The sequence below is a fragment of the Pseudomonas sp. R4-35-07 genome (assembly GCF_003852235.1).
GTDB lineage: Bacteria > Pseudomonadota > Gammaproteobacteria > Pseudomonadales > Pseudomonadaceae > Aquipseudomonas.
Genome location: NZ_CP027732.1, coordinates 5,609,092 through 5,630,165, shown reverse-complemented (window position 1 = coordinate 5,630,165; position 21,074 = coordinate 5,609,092). Strand labels below are relative to the sequence as shown.

Below are 21,074 nucleotides of genomic sequence, written 5' to 3'. Positions count from 1 at the left end.
CCTTGCACAGCAACGCCCGTGGAATCCGCAGAGGGACGGACTCCATGGGCGGGATCAGGTGTCAGGCGGCTTCTTTGGTGGAGGCGGTGGTCAAGATAGTCAGCAAGGTCTGCGCTTGCTCGGCGGCGTCCCGGCCAAGGCTGGTCAGATAGCCTCCATCCGGTTGGTCGATAAGCCCTTTCGCATGGAGACGCTTGGCAGCGGCGATGGCAGTGGGGGCGGCGGTCTGATGGACTTTCAGACCTTCCTTGGTGCTGTCCAGGGGGAAGAGTACAAGGATTTCCAGTTCGGCAACCAACTCAGGGGTATACGACATAAGGACTCCAGACTTTCTAAAATTTATTAGAGGCTAGCAGGCCATAAGGTGAACGCACTTTGCCGAACTGTCCAGCGCGTTGCTGCGCGCCCGAGGGTTATTGTTTTTCCGGCGGCAACTCAGGCAATGCTCGCAGCGCTGTTTCATACCACTGGGTATCAAAAGCGCGGTCTTCGTCCAGCATTGCATCGATCTCGAAGGCCAGCACATGGGCCATGAGATTCAGAATCTCTTCGCGCTCATAACCGACCAGCGTCAGTTTGTTGAACGTGGCCTTGGCCGCTGGCGGGTTGTCGCTTTCGATCTGGTTTTCAATCGCTTCGATCAGCGTGTTTTCGGTGAATTCTTCTTCGTCGTTGTCGATATCGGTCGGCTCGCTCATGGCAGGCTCCTCAAGGAAAGGGCGCCAGTCTAACTCCATTCAGGCGGGTGATGCTGCTGGTCAGGCCGCGCCTCAGCGTCTATAACGCTTGCAGCCAACCCCACACCCGGCCTGGAGGCGTTCGCAATGCTCAAGCTCTACGGTTTTTCGGTCAGCAACTACTACAACATGGTCAAGCTGGCGCTGATGGAGAAAGGCCTGCCTTTCGAAGAGGTGCCTTTTTATGCAGGACAAACGCCTGAAGCCCTGGCGGTGAGCCCACGAGGCAAAGTGCCGGTGCTCGGCGTCAAGCAAGGCTTCATCAATGAAACCAGCGTGATCCTCGAGTACATCGAGCAGACTCAGGAAGGGCCCGCGCTGCTGCCGGCCGAGCCGTTCCAGCGCGCCCAGGTGCTGGCGTTGTGCAGGGAGATCGAGTTGTACATTGAATTGCCCGCACGGGCGTGCTTCGCCGAGGCGTTCTTTGGCATGCAGGTGCCGGAGGCGATCAAGGAAAAATCCAGGGGCGAGTTGCTGCTTGGGGTGGGGAGTCTGGGCCGGCACGGCAAGTTCGCACCTTATGTGGCGGGGGAAAGCTTCACCCTTGCGGATCTGTATTTCATGTACACCACGAACCTCGCCTGTGCCGTGGGCGAGAAACTGTTTGGGCTGGATTTGCTGGCTGAAATGCCGAAGGCGAAGGCGCTGCTGGAGCGTTTGAATGCGATGCCCAATGCGCAAAAGGTCGAGGCGGACCGGCAGGCGGCAATGCCTGGGTTTATGGCGGTGATTGCGGCTAAAAAGTAATCAAGTGTGGTAGGGGGCTGGCCCCCTCCCACATTTTATTCAGCGGCTGGCTAGCAGGGCCTGGCCGCGTACCACTGCTGCCTTCACCTGCGCTGGCGCGGTGCCGCCCACGTGATTACGCGCATTCACCGAGCCTTCCAGGGTTAGCACGGCGAACACGTCCTGCTCGATCTGGTCGCTGAACTGGCGCAATTCTTCCAGGCTCATTTCAGCCAGGTCCTTGCCGGTATCCACTCCGTATTTCACGGCATGGCCCACGATTTCATGGCAGTCACGGAACGGCAGGCCACGCCGCACCAGGTAGTCGGCCAGGTCGGTCGCGGTGGAGAAACCCCGCAAGGCTGCTTCGCGCATGATCGCGTGCTTGGGCTTGATCGCCGGGATCATGTCGGCAAACGCACGCAGTGAGTCGCGCAGAGTGTCGGCGGCGTCGAACAGCGGCTCCTTGTCTTCCTGGTTATCCTTGTTGTAGGCCAGCGGCTGGCCTTTCATCAGGGTCAGCAGGCCCATCAGTGCGCCGAATACGCGGCCGCTCTTGCCACGCACCAGCTCGGGCACGTCGGGGTTTTTCTTTTGCGGCATGATCGAACTGCCGGTGCAGAAACGGTCCGGCAGGTCGATGAACTGGAATTGCGCGCTGGTCCACAGCACCAACTCTTCGGAGAAGCGCGACAGGTGCATCATCGCGATGCTCGCGGCGGCGCAGAATTCGATGGCGAAATCTCGGTCCGACACGCCGTCCAGGGAGTTGCCGCCGACGGCGTCGAAACCCAGCAGCTGCGCGGTGTACTCACGGTCGATCGGGTAGGTGGTGCCCGCCAGCGCGGCGCTGCCCAACGGCATGCGGTTGGTGCGCTTGCGGCAATCCACCAGGCGCTCGTAATCGCGGCTGAGCATTTCGAACCAGGCCAGCAGGTGGTGGCCGAAGGTCACGGGCTGAGCGGTCTGCAGGTGAGTGAAGCCGGGCATGATGGTGTCCGATTCACGCTCGGCCTGTTCCAGCAAACCTTTCTGCAAGCGGGTGATTTCAGCCAGGATCAAGTCGATTTCATCGCGCAGCCACAGGCGGATATCGGTGGCCACCTGGTCGTTACGACTGCGACCGGTGTGCAGCTTCTTGCCGGTCACACCGATGCGATCGGTGAGGCGAGCCTCGATGTTCATGTGCACGTCTTCCAGGTCGACGCGCCAGTCGAACGTACCGGCTTCGATCTCGCCACGGATGGTGGTCAGACCATCGATGATGCTGTCGCGCTCGGCGTCGGTCAGTACGCCGACCTTGGCCAGCATCGTGGCATGGGCGATGGAGCCCATGATGTCGTGGCGGTACAGGCGCTGGTCGAAGGTGACGGAGGCGGTGAAGCGCGCGACGAAGGCGTCGACGGGTTCACTGAAGCGGCCGCCCCAGGACTGGTTGGTCTTGTCGGTGCTCATGGATTCGCTCGTGATCTGCTTAAAAGAGGCGTGGAGGTGTGCCGCCGATAATAACAGGGTTGTCCGCAGACGCGGTGCTGTGGGCGGACGGCAATTTTATTTGTGCAAAGGATGGCTAAGTGCCTTGCCGCCGACCGCGTCCGGGACGAGACTGGGAGCAGGTTCTTATTGAAACGATATTTGACGATTGAGCAATATCGTCTCAGCGAGCGTCTACAGTTGGACTGAGCGTGTGTGAATGCACCAAAGTCGGGTCATGCGGTCAGAGCCCAGACTATCCATTAAAAAAGGGGGGTATTCGGATTGTGTATCAGCAAACCCTACGACGCTGCGCGAATGCAGCGGGTCTTGGGCGCTATTGAACAGGTCCGGGTAAATTTGGGTGCCGCTCCCAGGGCACTTTTTGCCGCTCGCGCTAGTCTTAGCGTGGATCGCTGTGACGCAAGTCACCGCACCTGTCTACGCTATCCTTGTGCGAGACTCACGCAGGAATCCAGCGCTATATGAATGTCCTGATCGTTGATGACGAACCCCAAGCCCGCGAGCGACTGAGCCGTCTGGTCAGTGAACTCGAGGGTTATACAGTTCTTGAGCCGAGCGCCACCAGCGGCGAGGAGGCGTTGACGTTGATCGATAGCCTCAAGCCGGATGTGGTGTTGCTCGATATCCGTATGCCGGGCCTCGATGGTCTGCAAGTTGCCGCCCGCCTGAGCGAACGCGAGTCGCCCCCTGCGGTGGTGTTATGCGCGGCCGAGGAAGAGTTTTCTGCACAGACGCTGGAAGACAGCGGTGTCAGTTTTCTCGTCAAGCCGGTGACTGGCGAAGCATTGCTCAAGGCCTTGAAGAAAGCCGAGCGCCCCAGCCGTGTTCAGCTCGCAGCCCTGACCCAGCCTGCCGCTCAGAGTGGTAACGGCCCCCGCAGCCATATCAGTGCACGCACCCGCAAGGGCATCGAGCTGATTCCCCTCGGTCAGGTGGTTTATTTTATCGCCGACCATAAATACGTAACCTTGCGCCACGAAGCCGGTGAAGTGTTGCTCGATGAGCCGCTCAAAGCCCTGGAAGATGAATTCGGCGACCGCTTCGTGCGTATCCATCGCAATGCGCTGGTGGCCCGTGAGCGTATCGAACGCTTGCAACGCACGCCCCTGGGGCACTTTCAGCTGTTCCTCAAGGGGCTCAATGGCGATGCCTTGATCGTCAGTCGGCGCCATGTCGCCGGCGTGCGCAAGATGATGCAGCAGCTTTAACCCAGAGGCCCTGGCGAGCTGCGCAGTCCTTATCCCGGTGCGACGCGGCCAGGGAGGCCCCGCACTTGCTGATTCAAATCAAAGCGTATTTGCCTGAGCTGTTATTATCTGCCGTATCTATTCAGTACGGATTGATCCATGTCTTCTCGCGAAATCCGCATCGCCACCCGTAAAAGTGCCCTGGCCTTATGGCAGGCCGACTACGTCAAAGCACGCCTTGAGCAGGCCCACCCTGGCCTCAGGGTGACCCTGGTACCCATGGTCAGTCGCGGCGATAAATTGCTGGACTCGCCACTGTCGAAAATTGGCGGCAAGGGCTTGTTCGTCAAGGAACTGGAAACCGCGCTGCTGGAGAACGAAGCCGACATCGCCGTGCATTCGATGAAAGACGTGCCCATGGACTTCCCTGAAGGCCTGGGCCTTTTTTGCATCTGCGAGCGCGAAGACCCCCGCGACGCCTTTGTTTCCAACACCTATGCCTCCCTGGATGACTTGCCCCTGGGCAGCATCGTGGGGACCTCCAGCCTGCGTCGCCAGGCACAATTGCTGACCCGTCGCCCCGACCTGCAGATCCGCTTCCTGCGCGGCAATGTCAACACGCGCCTGGCCAAGTTGGATGCGGGTGAGTACGACGCGATCATCCTCGCAGCGGCCGGCCTGATCCGCCTGGGCTTCGAAGACCGCATCACCCATGCAATCAGCGTGGAGGACAGCTTGCCTGCTGGAGGGCAGGGTGCAGTCGGCGTTGAATGTCGTACCGCCGACAGCGAAATTCATGCACTGCTCAAACCGCTGGATCATGCGGACACCGAGGTTCGCGTCACAGCCGAGCGTGCCCTGAACAAGCACCTCAACGGTGGCTGCCAGGTACCGATCGCCTGCTATGCCGTGCTCGAAGGTGAGAACCTGTGGCTGCGTGGCCTGGTCGGGGACCCGGACGGCGGCACGCTGCTGACCGCGCAAGTGCGCGGCCCACAACGTGAGGCCACGGCCCTGGGCATCCAGGTCGCCGAGGAACTGCTGAGCAAGGGCGCTGGCGCCATTCTGCAAAAAGTCTACGGCGAGGCCGGCCCGCAGTGACCCCGTGGCGATTGCTGCTCACACGGCCTGCCGAAGAATCGGCAGCCTTGGCGGCGACATTGGCCGATGCAGGTGTTTTCAGCAGCCAGCTGCCCTTGCTGGAGATCGAAGCCTTGCCGGTCACGCCTGAACAACGGGCAGTCTTCGGGGCGCTGCAGCGCTACTGCGCAGTGATCGTGGTGAGCAAGCCGGCGGCGCGTCTTGCCCTGCAACAATTGAGCGCGCCCTGGCCGCGACTGCCGTGGTTCAGTGTCGGTGCTGCTACTGCACAGATACTGGCCGAGCAGGGTCTGGACGTGCACTATCCGACAACGGGTGACGACAGCGAGGCCTTGCTTCAATTGCCGGCGTTGCGCGAGGCTATCGCGCTCCCCGGTGCCAAGGTGTTGATCCTGCGCGGCGAGGGCGGTCGGGAGCTGCTCGCGGAGCGTTTGCGCGAGCGAGGTGTTAGTGTCGACTATCTGGAACTGTATCGCCGTTTGCTTGCGGCCTACGACCCAGGCGCACTGACGCAGCGCATCCAGTTGGAACGCTTGAACGGCCTGGTGGTCAGCAGTGGGCAAGGTTTTTTACACTTGCAGGCCCTAGCCGGCTCCGATTGGCCTGAGGTGGCGCAGCTGCCGTTGTTCGTGCCCAGCCCGCGCGTCTACGAGATGGCGCGGGCCGCTGGCGCAGAAAAAGTTGTGGATTGTCGCGGCGCGAGTGCTGCGGCTTTGTTAGTGGCGTTAGGGAGTCATCCCGTTCCCACTCTCTGATACGCAAAGGACGGATACGTGAGCGAAACAGCCTTGCCTAAAGATGAAGCTCAGCCCGCGCTTGATGCGCCGGTCGGAACGCCGGTCGCCGCGCCACGCCGTGGCAATGGCCTGGCAGTCGTCGCTTTGCTGCTTGGCGCTGCGGGCGTTGCCGCCGGCGGCTGGGGAATCTGGCAGGTGCGTGCCCTGCAAGCCAGCAGCCAGCAGCAACTGGGTCAGGTACAGACCCTGGATGACCAATCCCAGAGCCTCAAGCAGAGCCAGCAACAGTTGGCCGCCCGCCTGGCGCAGTTGCCCGGCGCCGATGAGCTGGAAGAGCGCCGACGCCTGGTCGCCCAGTTGCAGGGTGACCAGCAACGCCTGAACCAGCGCCTGGAAACCGTACTGGGTGCCAGCCGCAAGGATTGGCGCCTGGCCGAGGCCGAGCACCTGATTCGTCTGGCCAGCTTGCGTCTGTCGGCCTTGCAGGACATCAACAGCGCTCAGTCGCTGGTTCAGGGTGCCGACGAGATTCTGCGTGAGCAGAGCGACCCCGGCGCGTTCGCGGCGCGCGAGCAACTGGCCAAGAGCTTGGCGGCGCTGCGCAGCACCGAACAGCCGGACCGCACCGGGTTGTACCTGCAGTTGGCCGCGTTGCGCGACCAAGTGGTGCAACTGGCGGCGATCGCCCCGGAGTATCAACTCACTGAGCCCGCTTCCCAGGGTCGCCCGACCAGCGATACGGGCAATCAATTGAGCCAATGGTGGGAGCAGGTATCCCGTTATTTCCGTATCGACTTCAATCCCGATGACAACATTCGTCCGCTGCTGGCGGGCCAAGGGTTGAATCAGGTGCGCCTGGCCCTGAGCCTGGCGCTGGAGCAGGCACAGTGGGCTGCGCTCAACGGCGAATCGGCAGTGTATAGCCGCTCGCTGGGTGAAGCGCGCAGCGTACTGCAGGATAACTTCAACCAGGACAACCCGCAGAGCAAGGCGATGCTAGCGCGTATCGCCGAGCTCGAGCCCAAGGCCGTGTCGGTGGTGACGCCTGACCTGGCCGCGAGCCTCGCGGCTGTGCAGGCGTACCTCGAACGTCGTCATCTGTCTGCCGACGAAGCCAAGGCTTCGGCTGCCAAGCCTGCGACCCAGGAGTAGAGCCGATGAAGCGTTTCTATGTGATCCTGGTGCTGGCAATTGCGATCGCCCTGGCGTTAGCCGTGGGTATTTCGAAACACACCGGCTACGTGCTGATTACCTATCCTCATGTGCTGCATTACGAATCGAGCCTGTGGGCCACCTTGGTGGCGGTGTTTGCCATAGGCCTGGCGATCTATCTGATTCGCGTCCTGCTGAGCCTGGTCACTGCCTCGGGTGGCGTGGTCAACCCCTGGTCGCGGCGCAATCGCAGCCGCCGTGTGCAGATTGCAATCGAGCAAGGCCAGATGGACCTGGCCGAAGGCCGCTGGGCCAGTGCCGAACGCCACCTGCACCGTGCCGCGGAAGCGGAGCGCCAACCACTGCTGTACTACCTTGGTGCGGCGCGTGCGGCCAATGAGCTGGGACGTTATGCAGAGTCGGATGGTTTGCTGGAGCGCGCGCTGGCTCGCCAGCCCCAGGCGGAACTGGCCGTTGCCTTGAGCCATGCACAATTGCAGATGGACCGTGGCGATACTGAAGGTGCCCTGGTCACCCTGCAGGCGATGCATGAGCGCCATCCTCACAATGCCCAGGTCCTGCGTCAGCTGCAGCGGCTGCATCAGCAGCGCGGTGATTGGTCGGCGGTGATTCGCCTGTTGCCTGAACTGCGTAAGGACAAGGTGCTGCCGACCGGTGAGCTGGCCGAACTGGAGCGCCGGGCCTGGGGAGAAAACCTCAGCCTGGCCGCACACCGTGAGGAGCCGGGCGAGGCCGGCTTGCGGTCTCTTGACCGCGCCTGGGAGCAACTGACTTCAGCCCAGCGCCAGGAGCCGCAACTGGTGTTGGCGTATGCTGACCAACTGCGTCGACTGGGCGCGGACGCCAAGGCCGAGGAAGCCCTGCGCGGTGCGCTCAAGCGCGGCTATGACAGCCATCTTATTCGGCTCTACGGCCTGCTGCGCGGCAGCGACCCGGCCCGTCAGTTGAAGTTTGCCGAAGGCTGGCTGAAGGATCATCCGGGCGATGCCAGCCTGTTGCTGACGCTGGGCCGTCTGTGCCTGCAGAACAGCCTGTGGGGTAAGGCACGTGATTATCTGGAAAGCAGCCTGCAGGTGCAGCGCAATCCCGAAGCCTGTGCTGAATTGGCCCGCCTGCTGGCCCAACTGGGTGATACCGAGCGCAGCAACCAGCTGTTTCAGGAAGGCTTGGGGTTGCTCGACAATCGTCTGCTGGCCTCACCGTTGCCAGCCCCCGCCCAAGCTTGAAGTAGGAAAGGACCAACGGGTTGGCTCAGACGGATCTAGAGGCCAACCCCTTAACCCTATGTAAACATTCGGCTTAAGTGGGCTCGTAACCAATTCTTACGTCTTGAAGGGCGATTTCCTCAGTGTGCTGGCGGGATCTCCCCGCGTTTTAGCGGAATTGTCTGCTCCAAGGCGTATTGAAAGGGGTCGGGCCTTTCCTCTACCGTAGCGACCTATCTCTTGCGGTGCGGATAAACAATGTCTTTGGCCCCCTTACGCTCCTTGTTTTTCCTGGCGTTCATGGCCGGTGCGCTGACGTTGGGCGTGTCTTTCTATCTGGAATATGGCGCACTGTTGCAGCCATGCTTTTTGTGCCAGGTGCAACGGTTGTTGCTCGCCGCCTTTGTACTGATCAACCTGATCGCGGCCCTTCATAACCCTGGTCGCTCCGGCGTGTATGTGTATGGGCTGGCGAGCACGGGGTGTGCGTTGTTTGGCGCCGTCACCGCCGGGCGCCAGGTGCTGCTGCAGAACACTGCGTCGGACCAAATGCCGAAGTGCTGGCCAACCCTTGATTACATGATTGAAAACCTGTCGTTTTGGCAGGCTGCTCGGTCAGTCTTCAAGGGTACTGTCGATTGCGTCGAAATCAATTGGACGCTATTTGACCTCAGCCTGCCGGAGTGGAGTCTGTTGTTTTTCGTGGCGATGCTGATTCTGGGTGCCACGCCGCTTTCTCGCTTGTTGCTCAGTCGGCGTTATCTAGCGTAAAGCGAGGAAAATACGGTTCATGTCGTAGGACGGGATTAAACGCTTGTATGAACTTTCTCTCCTGCGTACCTTGAAGCCATAGTGATGCGGGCATAATCTGGCCCGCACGCGTTATCGAAACCGCTTGTCAGACGTGGCCTTGTCCGGCTGCCGCTTTAACCTTGAAGTGTTGCGCGGGCACGGGGCAGCAGCGTCCCCTATAGGGAAGAGAGATCATCATGTTGGAACGTTGTAAGAATGCTCGCGAACGCTGGGGTGGCGTGCACACACTGATCGACAAATGGTTGGATGCACGTCGCAAATTGGTTCTGGCTTTTGATGAATTGGGCGCCGAGCCTGGAGCGCTGGCCGAGAAGCGTGAGCCGTTGCAGGATTTCTGCGTTGTATTGGTCGATTACGTTTCTGCCGGTCACCTGAGTATTTACACTCAACTCACCAAGGAGGCGGAAGCCTTCGAGGACAAGCGTGGTCTTGAGTTCGCTGAGACCATTTACCCGCGCATTGATGTGATTACCGAAAAGCTGCTGGCTTTTAACGATCTGTGCGATGAAGGCAAGTGTGTCGCGGAAAAATTCAAAGAGCTGGGCGGTCTGTTGCATGAGCGTTTCGAGCTTGAAGATTGCCTGATCGAAGTACTGCACAACGCCCACAAAGAAGAGCCTGCTACTCAGGTCTGATTGGGGCAATGAGATAAAAACGGTGCGCTTGACGCACCGTTTTTTTATGCGTCAGTGGCGGATTCCGAGTAACTCGATTTCGAAGACCAGGGGTGTGTAGGGCGCAATCAATTCGCCTGCGCCGTCCGCGCCATAGGCTTGGGCCGAGGGAATGACCAGGCGCCATTTCGCGCCCACCGGCATCTGTTGCAATGCACTGCTCCAGCCACTGATCACGCTGTCCAGGCGAAACCATTGGGGTAGTGCGCTCTGATCGAACACGCTTCCATCGGGCAGTCGACCCACGTATTTCACCTGCACTTCATCAGTTGCCAACGGCTTGTTGCCGGTACCCTGCGTCAACTCGGTGAGCAGGATGCCGTCCGCCAATTCGCGCACACCCTTTGCAGCTTTTTCCTTCGACAAAAATTGCTGTTCGGCAGCGAGTGCTTTTTCGCTCTGCGGCACTTGGGCGTCGGTGGCGTTCTGTGCCTCATGCTGAGCAAGAATCTGTTCGATGCGGGTGTCATCCAGTGCCAATGGTTTGCCTTGGTAGGCTTGTTTGAGGCCGTCGACCAAGGCTTGGATCTGCAAGTCGGGCACCTCCTGGCGCAGACGCTCACCGAGGCTGGCGCCCAGGCTGTAGGCGAGGTCGTGCTGGTCTTGAGTAGCGGTTTTTGGCGGCGATTGCTCGCTCGCATCGGCGCTGAAAATCGCCAGGCCAAGCACTAGGAAAAGGTAACGCAACATGGGTGTTCTCCGCCGAAAGTGCGACGGATTATGCCAGCGCGAGTGGCTGAGCAGTGGGGTGGTTTTCTGTTATATCGATAAGAATTTTCGTACGTTGCAACGCAACGCAAACGATACTGTCAACATGGCCTAGCGGCGGTAAGAGCAGAGGGCTAGTATGAGCCGCACCCACGTCAGCCAGGAGGTAAACCATGTCGGCCAAACAGAAGCCTGTAAATACCCCGTTGCACTTACTCCAACAATTGTCGGGCAGCTTGCTCGAACATCTGGAAAGCGCTTGTTCCCAGGCCTTGGCCGATGCAGAAAAACTGCTCGCCAAACTGGAAAAACAACGCGGCAAAGCGCAAGAAAAGCTGCACAAATCCCGCACCAAATTGCAAGACGCCGCCACTGCCGGTAAAGCCAAGGCACAAGCCAAGGCCAAAGACGCAGTTAACGAACTTGAGGACCTGCTGGACGCCCTCAAGGACCGTCAAACCGAAACCCGCACCTACATTTCCCAGCTCAAAAAAGACGCTCAGGAAAGCCTGAAACTGGCCCAGGGCATTGGTCGTGTGAAAGAAGCCGTCTCCAAGGCCCTTGGCGCGCGTACGCCGGCAAAAGCCGTCACCGCCAGCGCGGCCAAAAAGCCAGCCAGCAAAGCTGTTGCAGCGAAGGCGCCGGCTAAAATTGCCGCCAAGCCAGCTGCTAAAACTGCTGCTGCGAAACCAGCCACCAAGCCAGTTGCCAAAACCGCTGCTGCGAAACCAGCCGCCAAGCCAGCTGCGAAAACCGCTGCAGCGAAACCAGCCGCCAAGCCAGCTGCCAAAACTGCTGCAGCGAAACCAGCCGCCAAGCCAGCTGCGAAAACCGCTGCAGCGAAACCAGCCGCCAAGCCAGCTGCCAAAACTGCTGCAGCGAAACCAGCCGCCAAGCCAGCTGCTAAAACTGCTGCTGCCAAACCAGCCGCCAAGCCAGCTGCGAAAACCGCTGCAGCGAAACCAGCCGCCAAGCCAGCGGCTAAAACTGCTGCTGCGAAACCAGCCGCCAAGCCAGCTGCGAAAACTGCTGCTGCGAAACCAGCCGCCAAGCCAGTTGCCAAAACCGCTGCTGCGAAACCAGCTGCCAAGTCAGTTGCCAAAACCGCTGCTGCGAAACCAGCCGCCAAGCCAGCCGCTAAAACCGTTGCTGCGAAACCAGTCGCGAAGCCAGCTGCTAAAACCACTGCTGCCAAGCCAGCTGCGGCAAAACCAGCCCCTGCAAAGCCAGCAACTCCTGCAGCACCTGCCGCTACCCCGGCAACGTCCTCCGCTCCGACCGCATCGGCCAGCAGCACCTCTGCACCGGTAGCGCCAAGCACCACCCCAACCAGCGCTTCCTAAGTGCGGGTGACCCCAACGCGCAGCTGCTGCAGCGCGTTGTGGTCAAGGTCGGCGGCTTCGCTTGCCAGGTCTTCAAGCCATTCGTATTGCCCTTTCCCCTCGTTGGTCGGCCATGTCTTCGCCAGCGCTTCCAGGCGTGTCAGTAATGCTCGCTCGGCCTCCAGTTCCAATGCTTTGACCTGACGCCGTAATTCAGCCAACTGCGCATCCTGCTGTGCCAGCGACCGCCATTGCACGCGGACTTCGCGCAAGGGTTCGACGACACGCGTGCGCCATGGCCGCGCAAGCTGCTGCAGCGCCACCACGCGTTCGGGCAACCGCGCCACACCCCGTTGCTCCAGCCACGCACCACACAGCAACAGGCACACATCCGCGCCTTGCGCCTGCAACCGCAGGCAAGCAGCCTCCACGCCGGGCCGGGCGTAAGTCGAGAGGGCAAAGCTCCACAGGTCAGCGCACATATTCACACCCAAGCCAGCGGCCAACGAAGCTGGTAGACTCCGCCGCCATTATGATCCGACTTCAAAGCCTAACATTACAGCGTGGCCCGCAGCGTCTTCTTGAAGATGCCGAGCTGACCCTGCACGCCGGTCACAAAGCCGGCCTGATCGGCGCCAATGGCGCCGGCAAATCCACGTTGTTCGCCCTGTTGTTGGGTGAGCTGACCCCGGATTCCGGGGACTGCCTGCTGCCGGCCGACTGGCGCATCGCCCATATGCGCCAGGAGATCGACACCCTGGACCGCATCGCGATCGACTACGTGCTCGATGGCGACCTACGCCTGCGTCAGGTGCAACACGACCTCGCCGCCGCAGAGCAAGCCCAGGACGGCGCCGCCCAGGCCCGTCTGCATTCGGAGCTGGACAGCGCCGACGGCTACACCGCCGACGCCCGCGCCCGCAAGATGCTCGCAGGCCTTGGGTTTACCAACGAACAGATGGATCGCCCGGTCGCCGACTTCTCTGGCGGCTGGCGCATGCGCCTGAACCTGGCCCAGGCGCTGATGTGTCCCTCGGACCTGTTGCTGCTCGACGAGCCGACCAACCACTTGGACCTTGATGCGATCCTGTGGCTGGAAGACTTCCTCAAGAACTATCAGGGCACCCTGTTGCTGATTTCCCACGACCGGGATTTCCTCGATGCCGTGGTCGACAATATCGCCCATGTCGAACAGAAGAAAATCACGCTCTATCGGGGTGGCTACACCGCCTTCGAGCGCGCCCGTGCCGAACGCCTGGCCCAGCAGCAACAAGCTTTCGAGAAGCAGCAGGCGCAGCGCGCGCACATGGAAAGCTATATCGCCCGGTTCAAGGCCCAGGCCACCAAGGCGCGGCAGGCCCAGAGCCGGATCAAGGCGCTGGAGCGCATGGAAGAGCTGTCGGCGGCCCATGTCGATTCGCCGTTCGACTTCGTGTTCCGTGAGTCGGTGAAAATCTCCAGCCCCTTGCTCGATCTGTCGGATGCACGCTTGGGTTATGGCGACAAGACCATCCTCGAAAAGGTCAAGCTGCAGCTCACGCCTGGCGCGCGTATCGGTTTGCTGGGGCCTAACGGCGCGGGCAAGTCGACGCTGATCAAGAACCTGTCGGGCGAACTGGAGCCCTTGGCCGGCCGCCTGACGCGCGGCGAGAACACCGTGGTGGGCTACTTTGCCCAGCATCAACTGGACTCGCTGGATTCCAAGGCGAGTCCGCTGTTGCACCTGCAACGCCTGGCGCCCACCGAGCGCGAACAGACCCTGCGTGATTTCCTCGGGGGTTTCGACTTCCGTGGCGCGCGTATCGATGAGCCGGTGCTGAATTTTTCCGGTGGCGAAAAGGCCCGCCTGGCCCTGGCCCTGATCGCCTGGGACCGCCCGAACCTGCTGCTGCTCGACGAGCCGACCAACCACCTGGACCTGGAAATGCGCCTGGCGCTGACCATGGCCCTGCAGGAATTCAGTGGCGCGGTACTGGTGGTGTCTCACGATCGCCACCTGCTCAAAAGCACCACTGATAACTTCCTGCTGGTGGCCGACGGCAAGGTCGAGGAATTCGACGGCGACCTGGACGACTATGCGCGCTGGCTGACCGACTACCGTCTGCGCAATGCGCCGGCCAGCAACACACCGGTCAACCCGGACAAGACCGACAAGAAAGCCCAGCGCCAGGCTGCCGCCGCACTGCGTCAGCAGTTGGCGCCGCACAAGCGCGAAGCCGACAAGCTGGAGGTTGAGTTGGGCAAGGTGCACGAGCGCCTGGCCAAGATCGAAACCAGCCTGGGCGACAGCGCTGTGTACGAGGCCGCGCGCAAGGATGAACTGCGCGACCTGCTGGCCGAACAGGCCCGGCTCAAGGTGCGAGAGGGGCAACTGGAGGAATCCTGGATGGAAGCCCTCGAAGTGCTTGAAACCCTGCAAGCGGAGCTGGAGGCGCTGTCCTGATGGAAGCGTTGCAGCTGCCCTTGCCGGCGCAATGGATCGAGCCGGTGTGGATCGGCGTGCAAATTCTGCTGATCCTGCTGGCGGGTTACCTTGCCCAGCGTTTTGTCGCCCAGGGCCTGACTCGCCTGGGTGATCGCTATCCGTTCCCGCCACAGTTGTTGATGCCGCTGCGCGGTGGCCTGCGCTGGCTGATCATGGGCAGCGCGCTGATCTTCGTGCTGGGCCGCCTGGGCGTATCCGCCACGGTGCTGTGGACGGCGCTGTCAGGCTTTGTGGCGGTGGCGGCGGTAGCGTTCTTCGCCATGTGGTCGGTGCTGTCCAACCTGCTGTGCGCGATCTTGATCTTCACCGTGGGGCCGTTCCGCCTCGGCGACATCGTCGAATTGGTGGACACTGTCGACAAACCCGGTGTGAAAGGGCGCGTCGTGGCGATCAATCTGCTCTATACCACGCTGGTCGAGGTGGCAGAGGCCGGTACGGACAGCGCGATGGTACAAGTGCCCAACAGCCTGTTCTTCCAGCGCTCGGTGCGGCGTTGGCCCGGTACCCATGTGTTTCCTGGCGACCGTTAGAAATCACCGCCTGCAAAAATTGATAGCCAGCCTTTGGCCGCCAGCGTTAGCTTAAGGCACAACCACAAACTCCTTCCTGAGGTGTGCAATGGCACTCGACACGTGGCTGGCCTTTTTCCTGGCCAGTTGGATCATCTCCCTTTCCCCCGGCGCGGGCGCCATCGCTTCGATGTCCAGCGGCCTGCAATACGGTTTCGTACGCGGTTACTGGAACGCCATTGGCCTGCAGCTGGGCCTGGCGATGCAGATTGCCGTGGTGGCGGGCGGCTTGGGTGCCATCCTGGCGACGTCCTCCACCGCGTTTTATGCGATCAAATGGTTTGGCGTGGCGTACCTGGTCTACCTGGCCATCAAGCAATGGCGCGCCTCGCCCATGGACATGACCGATGACGCCGCAGTACGCCCGATTGGCAAGCCGATGGCCATGATGTTCCGTGGTTTTCTGGTCAACGCCAGCAACCCGAAGGCGTTGGTGTTCATGCTCGCGGTATTGCCGCAGTTCGTGAATCCACAGGCACCGTTGGCGGTCCAGTACCTGATCATTGGTGCAACGATGATCAGCGTCGATATGATCGTGATGGCCGGTTATACGGGGTTGGCCTCGAAAGTCCTGCGCCTGTTGCGCTCGCCTAAGCAGCAGAAGCGTGTGAACCGCACATTCGCCGGGTTGTTCGTCGGCGCCGCCGGTTTCCTCGCCAGCCTGCATCGCGCCACGGCGTAATTGGCGAAACCGGATCAAAATGTGGGAGGGGGCTTGCTCCCGATGGCGGGGTATCAGTCAGCTCATCGCTAGCTGAACCACCGCTATCGGGGGCAAGCCCCCTCCCACATTGGTTTTGTGGCAATGCCAAATAACATCTTGAGTCAAATCTTTTAAAGCTGAACAATAGTGTTACTTCGTATTTCCACTTGAGATTCATTCATGACTGCCCCCTTCCGTTTTCTCGCCTGGCTGGTGCTGCCGGCGTTGATGTCGTGCAGCTTCAATCTGTTGGCCGCGACGGCCGAAGGCGCACCCCAGGCGTTGCATCTGCTTGACTACATTGGCGCCGACTATCCGCCCACTGTGGAGGCGGGCAAGGTGGTGGACGAATCGGAATTTCGCGAACAGGTGGAGTTCTTGGGCGTGTTGCAGGGTCTGGTTGCGCAACTGCCGGAAAAACCCGAACGCATCGAGTTGATCAAGGGCGTCGATGAGCTGCTCGCGGCAGTCACCGCCCATGCAGACGGCGCAACTGTCGCCCACCAGGCCCGTCAGTTGGGCGCCAGGCTGGCGGTGGCGTATGAAGTCAGCCAGGCGCCGGCGATCACTCCCGACCCTACGCGCGGTGCGCCGCTGTATGCCCAGCATTGTTCGGTGTGCCACGGCACGGCCGGCGCTGGCGATGGCCCGGCCGGCATGGGCATGACCCCGCCGCCCGCTAACCTGCGCGATGCCACGCGCCTGGATCGCCTGAGCCTTTATGCGATCTACAACACCCTGGGCCTGGGTGTCGAAGGCACCGACATGCCGTCCTTTGCCGACCAGTTGGATGACCGCCAGCGCTGGGACCTCGCCACCTACATCGCAGGCTTCACGGCTGACCCGGCTGCGGTCAACAGCGAGCACACCTTCAACCTGGCCGACCTGGCGCGCCAGACGCCCAACGAAGTACTGGCCGCTGACGGCCCGGCGGTGGCAGCGACCTTCCGCGCTCAACGCGCACAGCCGCCGCAGGTCAAGCGTGGCCCGGCACAGTTGCTCGACTACACCGCTGCCACCCTGGACAAAAGCCTGGCCGCGTTCCGTAACGGCGACCACGAACAAGCCTATGACTTGTCGGTAGCCGCTTACCTGGAAGGCTTCGAGCTGGTGGAAAGCTCGCTGGATAACGTCGACGCCAACGTGCGCAAAGACACCGAGAAGGCGCTGATGGCCTACCGCCAGTCCTTGCAGGACGGGCTGCCGATCGAACAGGTGCAACAGCGCCTGGACGCGGCCAAGGGCAAGCTCAGCGAGTCGGCCGGCTTGCTCGGCGGCGATGGCTTGAGCTGGTCGTTGAGCTACATCTCCGGTTTGTTGATCCTGCTGCGCGAAGGCCTGGAAGCGATCCTGGTGCTGGCCGCGATCCTGGCCTTCCTGCGTAACACCGGCCAGCAATCGGCGGTGCGCAGCGTCAACGTCGGCTGGGGCCTGGCGCTGTTGGCCGGCTTGGCTACCTGGGCGCTGGCGGCGTATGTGATTGATGTCAGCGGCGCCCAGCGTGAATTACTGGAAGGCTGCACGGCGCTGTTCGCCAGCGTGATGGTGCTGTGGCTGGGCGTATGGATGCACGACCGGCGTCACGCGGCGGCCTGGCAGGACTACATCAAGAGCAGCCTGGTGGGCGGTGGTGGGCGTTTCGGCTTTGCGCTGCTGGCCTTCTTCTCGGTGTACCGCGAGCTGTTCGAAGTGATCCTGTTCTACGAAACCCTGTGGCTGCAAGCCGGTCCGGCCGGGCACAACGCGGTGCTGGCGGGTGGCGCCACCGCATTGGTGCTGCTGGTGGGCCTGGCCTGGGTGATCCTGCGCGGTTCGGCGAAGCTGCCGTTGGCGCTGTTCTTCGGCATCAACGCCGCGCTGCTGTGCGCACTGTCGGTGGTGTTCGCCGGGCATGGCGTCAAAGCATTGCAGGAAGCGGGCGTCTTCGGCACGCGACCGGTGGCGTTCTTTGACTTCGACTGGCTGGGCATCCACGCCGATGCGTATTCGTTGAGTGCGCAGGCCGTGGCGATCCTGGCGATTGTGGTGCTGTATGGCCGCAGTCGCCTGGCCGAGAAGCGGGTGGCGGCATAGTCATGCGGGTGTGGATCGATGCGGACGCCTGCCCGCGGGCGGCCAAGGATCAGGTGGTGAAGTTCGCCCTCAAGCGCCAGTTTGACGTGGTGCTGGTGGCCGGCCAGAGCCAGATCAAACCCAGCTTTGCCTGTGTGAAGCTGATCGTGGTGCCCAGCGGCCCTGACGCGGCCGATGACTACCTGGTGGAGCACGCCATGCCGGGCGAGTTGGTGATCTGCAGCGATGTGCCCCTGGCGGACCGCCTGGTCAAGAAGGGTGTCACGGCCCTCGACCCGCGCGGCAAAGAGTTCAGCCCGGCGAACATGAGTGAGCGCCTGGCAGTGCGTAACCTGTTCACCGACTTGCGCGAGCAAGGCCAGATGGGCGGCGGGCCACCGCCGCACAGCGAGAAGGACAAACAGGCGTTCGCCAACGCGCTGGACCGCCTGCTTACCCGTTTGATGAAGCCTGTGTAGGAGCGAGCTTGCTCGCGAAGAACAGCAACGATAACGCGGGCACTCTGGATGAACGCGGCGCTCTCAGGTTCTTCGCGAGCAAGCTCGCTCCTACAGAAAGAGGGCGTTAGTCGTCTTCGTGGGTCAGTTCAAGCACCCGGTCCACGAGCTTGTTGATGCCCGACGCCACCTCGCTGATATTTTTGCCCAGCATATACGCCGGTGTACTCACCAACTTGCGTGCCTTGTCCTCGACGATATCTTCCACCGTGCATTCCTGGTGGGTAGCGCCCATTTTGTCCAAGGCCGCTGCGGTGTCGGTATCGTTGCCGATGGTGCAGATCACGCCCGGGCCGTAGATTTTTGCGGCCAGGGCCGGGGAAATGCAGATCAGCCCCACCGGCTTGCCCGCTTCGGCAAAGGCTTCCGCCAGCTCCAGCACCTGCGGATTGACGCTGCAGCCGGCGCCTTCCACTGCGAAATTCGACAGGTTCTTCGCCGCGCCAAACCCGCCCGGCACGATCAGCGCATCGAAGTCAGCCACGTTGGCCTCACGGATATCTTTCACCGCGCCTCGGGCGATGCGCGCTGACTCCACCAACACATTGCGCGATTCGGGCATTTCTTCGCCGGTAAGGTGGTTGATCACATGCAGTTGCGCAATATCTGGCGCAAAGCACTCCACCTGAGCGCCGCGCTGGTCCAGGCGCAGCAAGGTGATCACGCTTTCATGGATTTCTGCACCGTCGTACACGCCACAGCCGGAAAGGATCACTGCAATCTTTTTGCTCATGGGCATTTCTCCTGATTCATGGCGTTAAATGTCTACTAATTTGTAACCTGTTGCCAATGGGATCTCATGGGACTGCACTAATCTGATGTAACAAAAATAGACCGGACTAGCCCATGGACTTCGTGCCTTACGCGGTACCGTTTTTCATTGCCTTGATCGTGGTTGAGCTGCTGGCTGACCGCTGGCGCGGTGCGCGCAACTATCGAGTCGCCGACGCTATCAACAGTCTCAGCACCGGCGTGCTGTCTACCACCACCGGGTTACTGACCAAAGGCGTGGGTTTGCTTACCTATGCATTCGCCCTCAAGCACCTGGCGCTGATCGAATGGTCGGCCCAAAGCGTGTGGACCTGGGTGTGCGCCTTTGTGCTCTACGACTTCTGCTACTACTGGCTGCATCGCCTGGGCCATGAGCGCAATATCCTGTGGGCTGCGCACTCAGTGCACCACCAGAGCGAGGACTACAACCTCACCACCGCATTGCGTCAGACCAGTACCGGCTTTTTGTTGAGCTGGATCTTCTACCTGCCCCTGGCGGTGCTCGGTGTGCCGTTGGTGGTGTTCGTCAGTGTGGCTTCGCTCAACCTGCTGTATCAATTCTGGGTGCATACACGTCACGTGTCCAAGCTCGGTTGGTTTGAGGTGTTCTTCGTTACACCGTCCAATCATCGTGCCCACCACGCGCAGAACGCCCTCTACATGGATCGCAACTATGGCGGGGTGTTCATTTTTTGGGACCGGCTGTTCGGCACATTCCAGGAAGAGGACGACAACGAACCGGTGATCTTCGGCGTGACCACGCCCCTGGCCAGTTGGAATCCGCTGTGGGCGAACCTGCAGTTTTATGCGCAGTTGTGGAGCGATGCCCGTCGTACTGAGAACCGCTGGGACAAGCTGCGCATCTGGTTCATGCGCACTGGCTGGCGCCCTGCCGACGTGAAAGCCAGGTACCCGATGACCAAGCCGGACTTGGCCCAGTTCCGCAAATTCGAGGTGCCGCTGGATACGCGCCAGCAGGTCTACGTTGCCGTGCAGTTTGCGGCTTATGTGGGGTTTGGCAGTTATTTGATGAATTTCGCAGAAGGTCTGCCCACGGCGGCGCTGGTCGTGGGCTGGAGCGCGATGGCCCTGGGGCTGTTCACATTGGGGATCGCACTGGAGAATCGCCCGTGGGCGCTGAAGGCGGAAGGGGTGCGCCTGGGGCTGAATCTACCGTTGGTAGGGCTGGCCCCGTGGGTCGGGCTATGGCCGGCCAGCACGCTGGGCTGGCTGGCGCTGCTGAGCTACAGCCTGCTCAGCGTGATCGGCCTCTACTGCTGCAGAAGCCGGGTTACTCGCCTGGCGTCTTAGGGGGTTCGACCGGGGCGGGTTCGGCAGCGAGCCGGGCCTTGGCTTCGGCACACGCCTCGCGGGCGATGCGGGCATTCTTGACGCGGCGTCGCAGCCACAGGCCCAAGCCCAGCACCAGCAAGGCGCCCAGCACCCACAGCTCGTATTTCTTGACACTGCCGAGCATGCCTTCGAGTACCGCGCCGAAATGATAGGCCGCAGCCCCTAGCGCAGCCGCCCATATCGCCGCACCGATACCGTTGAGGATCAAATACCGCAGAGGTGGGTAGCCGGACAGGCCAATCGCTACTGGCATCACCGTGCGCAAACCGTAGACGAACCGAAAGCTCAGCACCCAAATGTCCGGATGCTTGCGGATATGTTCCAGCGCCTTGTCGCCCATCAATTGCCAGCGCGGTTTGCGCGCCAGCAATTTGCGGCCGTGCTTGCGCCCCATGTAGTACCACAGCTGGTCGCCGGCGTAGCTGCCGAAAAAGGCAACGACCACCACCAGGTTGATATCCATGTATCCACGGAACGCCAGGAAGCCTGCGAGCACGAGGATGGTCTCGCCTTCGAAGAACGTGCCGAGGAAGAGGGCAAAGTAGCCGAAGTCATGCAGAAATTGTTGAAGCATGGTCTAGGGTGCTGGCGAAATGAACGCGCAGCCTACGCCTTCACGAAGATTCATGAAAGTATCGAGATGTGTCACGAAGTGAACAATTCCTACGCAAATGCCGAATGCGACTACAGGTCGCATCGATAAGCACAACTGTCATTCATTCGTCATAATGGCCGCTTATAAC

General features: G+C 61.1%; 22 protein-coding genes and 1 pseudogene. 16 read left to right on the top strand and 7 right to left on the bottom strand.

Going from position 1 to position 21,074, the window contains the following annotated elements:
• Nucleotides 1-61: 61 nt before the first annotated feature.
• Together C4J89_RS25895 and C4J89_RS25890 are read right to left on the bottom strand one after the other, a co-directional pair.
• Complete coding sequence (locus C4J89_RS25895) at nucleotides 62-316, bottom strand: TIGR02647 family protein (RefSeq protein ID WP_003195403.1); 255 nt, start codon at nucleotides 314-316, stop codon at nucleotides 62-64.
• Nucleotides 317-413: 97 nt separating this feature from the next.
• Nucleotides 414-698 carry a hypothetical protein gene (locus tag C4J89_RS25890; RefSeq protein ID WP_124364938.1) on the bottom strand — a complete coding sequence of 95 codons (285 nt, stop codon included), beginning with the start codon at nucleotides 696-698 and terminating at the stop codon, nucleotides 414-416.
• A gap of 126 nt (nucleotides 699-824) precedes the next feature.
• Between C4J89_RS25890 and C4J89_RS25885 the strand changes: the two genes are divergently transcribed.
• Nucleotides 825-1,484 carry a glutathione S-transferase family protein gene (locus tag C4J89_RS25885; protein WP_124415895.1) on the top strand — a complete coding sequence of 220 codons (660 nt, stop codon included), beginning with the start codon at nucleotides 825-827 and terminating at the stop codon, nucleotides 1,482-1,484.
• Nucleotides 1,485-1,523: 39 nt separating this feature from the next.
• Here C4J89_RS25885 and argH read toward each other — a convergent pair whose 3' ends face one another.
• Nucleotides 1,524-2,918 (bottom strand): argininosuccinate lyase, encoded by a 1,395-nt coding sequence (argH, locus tag C4J89_RS25880; protein WP_124364936.1) that lies wholly within the window; start codon nucleotides 2,916-2,918, stop codon nucleotides 1,524-1,526.
• A gap of 503 nt (nucleotides 2,919-3,421) precedes the next feature.
• Here argH and C4J89_RS25875 point away from each other — a divergent pair.
• The 7 genes from C4J89_RS25875 (at nucleotide 3,422) to rsd (ending at nucleotide 9,811) form a co-directional block, all read left to right on the top strand.
• The gene (locus tag C4J89_RS25875; RefSeq protein ID WP_124364935.1) at nucleotides 3,422-4,168 is read left to right on the top strand and encodes a LytTR family DNA-binding domain-containing protein; all 747 of its coding nucleotides are present in this window, start codon (nucleotides 3,422-3,424) and stop codon (nucleotides 4,166-4,168) included.
• 138 nt (nucleotides 4,169-4,306) lie between these two features.
• A complete protein-coding gene (gene hemC, locus C4J89_RS25870; RefSeq protein WP_124415894.1) occupies nucleotides 4,307-5,248 on the top strand; it encodes a hydroxymethylbilane synthase in 942 nt (313 codons plus the stop codon).
• The gene (locus tag C4J89_RS27290; RefSeq protein ID WP_256681631.1) at nucleotides 5,245-6,003 is read left to right on the top strand and encodes a uroporphyrinogen-III synthase; all 759 of its coding nucleotides are present in this window, start codon (nucleotides 5,245-5,247) and stop codon (nucleotides 6,001-6,003) included. Before hemC ends, C4J89_RS27290 begins: the two co-directional genes overlap by 4 nt.
• A gap of 18 nt (nucleotides 6,004-6,021) precedes the next feature.
• Entirely contained in the window at nucleotides 6,022-7,137 is a 1,116-nt protein-coding gene (locus tag C4J89_RS27285; RefSeq protein WP_256681763.1) for a uroporphyrinogen-III C-methyltransferase, read from the top strand.
• 5 nt (nucleotides 7,138-7,142) lie between these two features.
• On the top strand, nucleotides 7,143-8,384 hold the full coding sequence (locus C4J89_RS25860) for a heme biosynthesis protein HemY (protein WP_124415893.1): 1,242 nt from the start codon (nucleotides 7,143-7,145) through the stop codon (nucleotides 8,382-8,384).
• Between the two features lie 237 nt (nucleotides 8,385-8,621).
• Nucleotides 8,622-9,134: a disulfide bond formation protein B gene (locus tag C4J89_RS25855; RefSeq protein ID WP_124415892.1), complete on the top strand. Its 513-nt coding sequence runs from the start codon at nucleotides 8,622-8,624 to the stop codon at nucleotides 9,132-9,134.
• A 218-nt stretch (nucleotides 9,135-9,352) separates the two neighbouring features.
• Nucleotides 9,353-9,811, top strand: coding sequence for a sigma D regulator (gene rsd, locus C4J89_RS25850; protein WP_124364931.1), 459 nt, complete (start codon nucleotides 9,353-9,355; stop codon nucleotides 9,809-9,811).
• Between the two features lie 51 nt (nucleotides 9,812-9,862).
• Here rsd and C4J89_RS25845 read toward each other — a convergent pair whose 3' ends face one another.
• On the bottom strand, nucleotides 9,863-10,540 hold the full coding sequence (locus C4J89_RS25845; protein ID WP_124415891.1) for an FKBP-type peptidyl-prolyl cis-trans isomerase: 678 nt from the start codon (nucleotides 10,538-10,540) through the stop codon (nucleotides 9,863-9,865).
• A gap of 191 nt (nucleotides 10,541-10,731) precedes the next feature.
• On the opposite strand from C4J89_RS25845, the gene C4J89_RS25840 reads away from it, so the two are divergent.
• A complete protein-coding gene (locus C4J89_RS25840) occupies nucleotides 10,732-11,901 on the top strand; it encodes an AlgP family protein (RefSeq protein WP_124415890.1) in 1,170 nt (389 codons plus the stop codon).
• On the opposite strand, the gene C4J89_RS25835 is transcribed toward C4J89_RS25840, so the two are convergent.
• Nucleotides 11,898-12,362 (bottom strand): TIGR02444 family protein, encoded by a 465-nt coding sequence (locus tag C4J89_RS25835; RefSeq protein ID WP_177413019.1) that lies wholly within the window; start codon nucleotides 12,360-12,362, stop codon nucleotides 11,898-11,900. The genes C4J89_RS25840 and C4J89_RS25835 overlap by 4 nt on opposite strands.
• A 50-nt stretch (nucleotides 12,363-12,412) precedes the next feature.
• Here C4J89_RS25835 and C4J89_RS25830 point away from each other — a divergent pair, with 50 nt between their 5' ends.
• From C4J89_RS25830 to C4J89_RS27280, 6 genes and pseudogenes are all read left to right on the top strand, one after another.
• Nucleotides 12,413-14,323: an ATP-binding cassette domain-containing protein gene (locus C4J89_RS25830; RefSeq protein WP_124368784.1), complete on the top strand. Its 1,911-nt coding sequence runs from the start codon at nucleotides 12,413-12,415 to the stop codon at nucleotides 14,321-14,323.
• Nucleotides 14,323-14,895 carry a mechanosensitive ion channel family protein gene (locus tag C4J89_RS25825; protein ID WP_124415888.1) on the top strand — a complete coding sequence of 191 codons (573 nt, stop codon included), beginning with the start codon at nucleotides 14,323-14,325 and terminating at the stop codon, nucleotides 14,893-14,895. Before C4J89_RS25830 ends, C4J89_RS25825 begins: the two co-directional genes overlap by 1 nt.
• Nucleotides 14,896-14,983: 88 nt before the next feature.
• Nucleotides 14,984-15,616 carry a LysE family transporter gene (locus tag C4J89_RS25820; RefSeq protein ID WP_124415887.1) on the top strand — a complete coding sequence of 211 codons (633 nt, stop codon included), beginning with the start codon at nucleotides 14,984-14,986 and terminating at the stop codon, nucleotides 15,614-15,616.
• A 201-nt stretch (nucleotides 15,617-15,817) separates the two neighbouring features.
• A complete protein-coding gene (locus tag C4J89_RS25815) occupies nucleotides 15,818-17,710 on the top strand; it encodes a cytochrome c/FTR1 family iron permease (protein WP_124415886.1) in 1,893 nt (630 codons plus the stop codon).
• Nucleotides 17,711-17,712: 2 nt separating this feature from the next.
• Nucleotides 17,713-18,168: a YaiI/YqxD family protein gene (locus C4J89_RS25810; protein WP_124364923.1), complete on the top strand. Its 456-nt coding sequence runs from the start codon at nucleotides 17,713-17,715 to the stop codon at nucleotides 18,166-18,168.
• A gap of 8 nt (nucleotides 18,169-18,176) precedes the next feature.
• Nucleotides 18,177-18,263 (top strand): annotated as a pseudogene (locus C4J89_RS27280) (outer membrane lipoprotein carrier protein LolA); the annotation flags it as partial.
• A gap of 11 nt (nucleotides 18,264-18,274) precedes the next feature.
• Here C4J89_RS27280 and elbB read toward each other — a convergent pair.
• Entirely contained in the window at nucleotides 18,275-18,940 is a 666-nt protein-coding gene (gene elbB / locus C4J89_RS25805) for an isoprenoid biosynthesis glyoxalase ElbB (protein WP_124364922.1), read from the bottom strand.
• A gap of 113 nt (nucleotides 18,941-19,053) precedes the next feature.
• Here elbB and C4J89_RS25800 point away from each other — a divergent pair, with 113 nt between their 5' ends.
• Entirely contained in the window at nucleotides 19,054-20,289 is a 1,236-nt protein-coding gene (locus C4J89_RS25800; RefSeq protein WP_124415885.1) for a sterol desaturase family protein, read from the top strand.
• Here C4J89_RS25800 and C4J89_RS25795 read toward each other — a convergent pair.
• Nucleotides 20,270-20,905 carry a DedA family protein gene (locus C4J89_RS25795; protein WP_124364920.1) on the bottom strand — a complete coding sequence of 212 codons (636 nt, stop codon included), beginning with the start codon at nucleotides 20,903-20,905 and terminating at the stop codon, nucleotides 20,270-20,272. The two genes, C4J89_RS25800 and C4J89_RS25795, sit on opposite strands and share 20 nt — an antisense overlap.
• Nucleotides 20,906-21,074 lie beyond the last annotated feature (169 nt).

Bases quoted from the DNA above. Each gene is read 5' to 3' on its own strand.
- C4J89_RS25895 (WP_003195403.1), bottom strand. From the start codon at position 316: ATGTCGTATACCCCTGAGTTGGTTGCCGAACTGGAAATCCTTGTACTC.
- C4J89_RS25890 (WP_124364938.1), bottom strand. From the start codon at position 698: ATGAGCGAGCCGACCGATATCGACAACGACGAAGAAGAATTCACCGAA.
- C4J89_RS25885 (WP_124415895.1), top strand. From the start codon at position 825: ATGCTCAAGCTCTACGGTTTTTCGGTCAGCAACTACTACAACATGGTC.
- argH (WP_124364936.1), bottom strand. From the start codon at position 2,918: ATGAGCACCGACAAGACCAACCAGTCCTGGGGCGGCCGCTTCAGTGAA.
- C4J89_RS25875 (WP_124364935.1), top strand. From the start codon at position 3,422: ATGAATGTCCTGATCGTTGATGACGAACCCCAAGCCCGCGAGCGACTG.
- hemC (WP_124415894.1), top strand. From the start codon at position 4,307: ATGTCTTCTCGCGAAATCCGCATCGCCACCCGTAAAAGTGCCCTGGCC.
- C4J89_RS25860 (WP_124415893.1), top strand. From the start codon at position 7,143: ATGAAGCGTTTCTATGTGATCCTGGTGCTGGCAATTGCGATCGCCCTG.
- C4J89_RS25855 (WP_124415892.1), top strand. From the start codon at position 8,622: ATGTCTTTGGCCCCCTTACGCTCCTTGTTTTTCCTGGCGTTCATGGCC.
- rsd (WP_124364931.1), top strand. From the start codon at position 9,353: ATGTTGGAACGTTGTAAGAATGCTCGCGAACGCTGGGGTGGCGTGCAC.
- C4J89_RS25845 (WP_124415891.1), bottom strand. From the start codon at position 10,540: ATGTTGCGTTACCTTTTCCTAGTGCTTGGCCTGGCGATTTTCAGCGCC.
- C4J89_RS25840 (WP_124415890.1), top strand. From the start codon at position 10,732: ATGTCGGCCAAACAGAAGCCTGTAAATACCCCGTTGCACTTACTCCAA.
- C4J89_RS25835 (WP_177413019.1), bottom strand. From the start codon at position 12,362: ATGTGCGCTGACCTGTGGAGCTTTGCCCTCTCGACTTACGCCCGGCCC.
- C4J89_RS25830 (WP_124368784.1), top strand. From the start codon at position 12,413: ATGATCCGACTTCAAAGCCTAACATTACAGCGTGGCCCGCAGCGTCTT.
- C4J89_RS25825 (WP_124415888.1), top strand. From the start codon at position 14,323: ATGGAAGCGTTGCAGCTGCCCTTGCCGGCGCAATGGATCGAGCCGGTG.
- C4J89_RS25820 (WP_124415887.1), top strand. From the start codon at position 14,984: ATGGCACTCGACACGTGGCTGGCCTTTTTCCTGGCCAGTTGGATCATC.
- C4J89_RS25815 (WP_124415886.1), top strand. From the start codon at position 15,818: ATGACTGCCCCCTTCCGTTTTCTCGCCTGGCTGGTGCTGCCGGCGTTG.
- C4J89_RS25810 (WP_124364923.1), top strand. From the start codon at position 17,713: ATGCGGGTGTGGATCGATGCGGACGCCTGCCCGCGGGCGGCCAAGGAT.
- elbB (WP_124364922.1), bottom strand. From the start codon at position 18,940: ATGAGCAAAAAGATTGCAGTGATCCTTTCCGGCTGTGGCGTGTACGAC.
- C4J89_RS25800 (WP_124415885.1), top strand. From the start codon at position 19,054: ATGGACTTCGTGCCTTACGCGGTACCGTTTTTCATTGCCTTGATCGTG.
- C4J89_RS25795 (WP_124364920.1), bottom strand. From the start codon at position 20,905: ATGCTTCAACAATTTCTGCATGACTTCGGCTACTTTGCCCTCTTCCTC.